Source organism: Verminephrobacter aporrectodeae subsp. tuberculatae At4 (genome assembly GCF_000193225.1).
In the GTDB taxonomy this organism is placed as follows: Bacteria; Pseudomonadota; Gammaproteobacteria; order Burkholderiales; family Burkholderiaceae_C; genus Acidovorax; species Acidovorax aporrectodeae.
Genome location: NZ_AFAL01000246.1, coordinates 1 through 2,048, shown reverse-complemented (window position 1 = coordinate 2,048; position 2,048 = coordinate 1). Strand labels below are relative to the sequence as shown.

The 2,048-nt window shown below is 72.8% G+C and carries 2 protein-coding genes and 1 pseudogene; all 3 read right to left on the bottom strand.

Annotation, left to right across the window (positions count from 1 at the left end; translation table 11 throughout):
* A partial coding sequence (locus VTU_RS0106190) for an MFS transporter (RefSeq protein ID WP_010102152.1) occupies positions 1 to 739 on the bottom strand: 739 nt, incomplete at its 3' end.
* Positions 740 to 856: 117 nt separating this feature from the next.
* Positions 857 to 1,846, bottom strand: coding sequence for a hypothetical protein (locus tag VTU_RS0106185; RefSeq protein WP_010102151.1), 990 nt, complete (start codon positions 1,844 to 1,846; stop codon positions 857 to 859).
* Between the two features lie 14 nt (positions 1,847 to 1,860).
* A pseudogene (locus VTU_RS26085) lies at positions 1,861 to 2,048 on the bottom strand (hypothetical protein); the annotation flags it as partial.

Sequence of the window (2,048 nt, the reverse complement as noted above, 5' to 3'; positions counted from 1 at the left end):
GCATCCCCGCAGCGCCGCACAGCATGTAGCCCGTCACCACCATGGCCGCCACGCCGGGCTGCAACCCATACAGGGACTGCAGCGCGGGGCCGGAGAAACTCTGGATCGCGCCCAGGGAGCAGGTGCTCCAGAAAAAGAACGAGAAGCACAGCCACACCGAAGGCAGCCGGAGAAACGCCAGCGGATGCTCCGGCGCCGCCGCGCTGCTGCCGGCCCCGGCCAGCTGCGACCCGGCGCCCCGGTGGTCGTCGAGCGCCCCGCGGTTGTACAGCACGGTGGCCAGCACGGCCAGGGCCAGCAGGGCGGCGCACAGGCAGGCGCTGCGCCACGATCCCGTGGCCGTGGCGATTCCGGCCATGAACACGGGCGCCAGCGCCCAGCCCAGGTTGCCGCTGATGCCGTGCACCGAAAAGCCGTGCCCCAGGCGCAGCGGTGATACGCGCTTGTTCAGGATGGTGAAGTCCACCGGATGGAACGAGGCGTTTCCCAGACCGGCCAGCGCGGCTGCGAGCAGCAGGCCCGCGTAGCCGGGCGCCGCAGCCGCCGCCAGGGCCGCGGCCGCAAAGACCGACAGCGCGCAGTACAGCACGGGCGTTGCGCCCACGCGGTCGACCACAAAGCCCGAAAGGGCCTGACCGACCCCCGAGACGATGAAGAACACCGAAACCAGCAGGCCCAGTTCGGAGTAGCTCAGGCCGAAGTCCCGGATCAGCCACGGGAACAGCGGGGGCAGCAGCATATGAAAGAAGTGCGAGCAGCCGTGGGCCAGACCGACGAGGCCGATGGTGCGGGCGTCCTGGCGCAGGGGAGTCGGCTGGACGCTGTCGGTGGACGGGGGTGGGTCATGGCGGTGATCTCAGAACGTGTCCAGGGTCTCTTGGGAAGCCTGCCGGCGCTGCAGTGGACTGCACAGTCCGGCCCGCGGTGCGCGCGCCCATTGCTCGGTCCAGGCCCATAGCTGCTGCACGCCGTCGGTGCTCGCAGCAGGTTGTTGGAGGCCGTGGTCCGCGCCGTCCAGCCGGTGCGCGCACAGAGCCGCCGGGCGCCGCGCGGCACGCTGTGCGAAGCGCTCGTAGGCAGCGGCGGGCACCCGGGAATCGTCTGCGCCCCAGACTTGCAGCACGGGCCAGGGGCCGTCGGTCAAAGGCTGCGCCACCGGCCAATGCCACAGGTCGCGCCAGTAGCCCAGGCTGCGCCCCTGGATCAGCGCGTCGTCCGGCAGCGCAGTGGCCCGCGCCCTGCCCAGGGCCTGCCACTCGGCCTCCCGCCCCAGGCGGCGGGCCTGCAGCGCCCCGCTCTCCTGCGGGTCCAGCCCGCTGGAGGACAGCAGGATCAGCCCTGCCAGATGCGGCACCTCGGGCGCCAGCGCGGGCAGCAACTCGGCGCCCTCGGAAATGCCGACGAGCAGTTGCGGCAGGGCGGGCTGCCCCTGGCGTTGCCGGGCGTCGGCACGCAGGGCTGCGCGGGCATGCGCCAGCCAGGCGGACAGGCGGTCCTGGCGCAGGAAATCGTGCGGGCAGTCGGCAGGCGCCGTGCGCGCCTCGGGCGCGACCCCGGGTTTGTGCAGCAGCAGCACCTGCGCGTGCAGCAGCCCGGCAAAGTAGCGCTCGGCAAAGGCCCCCATGCCCGCGCAACCCGACCCCGGCAGCACGATGACGCGGTAGCGCAGGGGCGCGACCCGTTCCTTGCGCTGGAGTGCGGGCAGGAGGGCCGCGCCGTCACCGGGCAGCGGGTGCGCAAGAAAGGCGTTGGGGGATGCTGCGGCGGGCGCCGGCGCCGGCGAGGCCGCGCAGCCCCCCAGCAAAGCGGTCGGCAGCAGCACCAGCCAGAACCAGCAGGACCGCATGCAACACGGCTTGGCTATTTGAGGATCAGGACCTGCTCGGGCGCTTGGGGTGGCGGGGCCGATTCGACCGGTTGGGGCATGGGCTGACCGGCCTGCGGGGGCACTGCGGGCGGCGGGCGCAGGCCGCGCGCCAGGTGGGCGTCGGTGTAGCCGAGCTGCGTGGCCAGCTGCTGGTAGACGCTCTGCGCCAGCGAGAGCGAGG

Excerpts from the sequence above, each read along its gene's own strand:
- VTU_RS0106185 (WP_010102151.1), bottom strand. The coding sequence starts at position 1,846 with ATGCGGTCCTGCTGGTTCTGGCTGGTGCTGCTGCCGACCGCTTTGCTG.